Source organism: Hymenobacter defluvii, assembly GCF_017589435.1.
GTDB classification, from domain to species: Bacteria; Bacteroidota; Bacteroidia; order Cytophagales; family Hymenobacteraceae; genus Hymenobacter; species Hymenobacter profundi.
The window spans coordinates 1-726 of sequence record NZ_JAGETX010000098.1 but is presented as its reverse complement, the minus strand read 5'-3'; the positions used below and the strand labels follow the sequence as shown (position 1 = coordinate 726).

Sequence of the window (726 nt, the reverse complement as noted above, 5' to 3'; positions counted from 1 at the left end):
AACTTTCTTGGAAGAGGCCGGAGTTTTGTTTAACCAAGGAAGCGTGGGCAATTGGGGAGTCGATAATCTCAACATCAAACTAACCGCTCCTGAGGTTCCAAAATCAGCGCTTCCAGTAGTGAATCCTGTGAACAAGGACTATATCATAAAGCATCTAAAGCGTTCTGTAAGTGGCGGTGATGATGGTGATGGTAACACTCACGCCGTTGGTACTTATTTAGATAGATATTCCAATAATCAGGATTTAATTGCATCCACAGGGTGGGCAACTTCTTTTAGTACTATTGCTGGTACTACAATCAAGGCTGTGGCCGATGCAATTGCATCAGGAGTTGATAAATCATTAGCTGAGGCGGTAAGTATAAAAACGTTGGATGAGTTCTCTAAAGAGATAATCCGCTACTTAGAAGAAGGAAGTAAATCTATTGCTTCACAAACGGCTTCGCACAACTTACGCGGTCAACTTTTATGGTTAAAGGAATCGCTTTACTCAACTAGCCAGAATACTAGTTATAGAAAGTTGCCGCTGCCATCGTTGGGATCCATTCTAGCTTATGATGCTGCGCAACTGATTCCTCCCATTTATCCAGTGAGTGTAGATTATTTTCTGCGCGAAACGCTCCGGGAAGTTACAGTAGACACGGAGTCACTGCTGACGTTCGCAGAACTTCTGCCTGAATTGGCAACAAATGCTACACTTCAGGAAGTCTTGCCACAGACTACTAT

Annotated in this window: 1 protein-coding gene; it reads left to right on the top strand. The window is 43.3% G+C overall.

Annotation, left to right across the window (positions count from 1 at the left end):
* Positions 1-726 (top strand): GTPase-associated system all-helical protein GASH (locus J4D97_RS23135; RefSeq protein WP_208309644.1); only part of this gene is annotated, 726 nt, incomplete at both ends.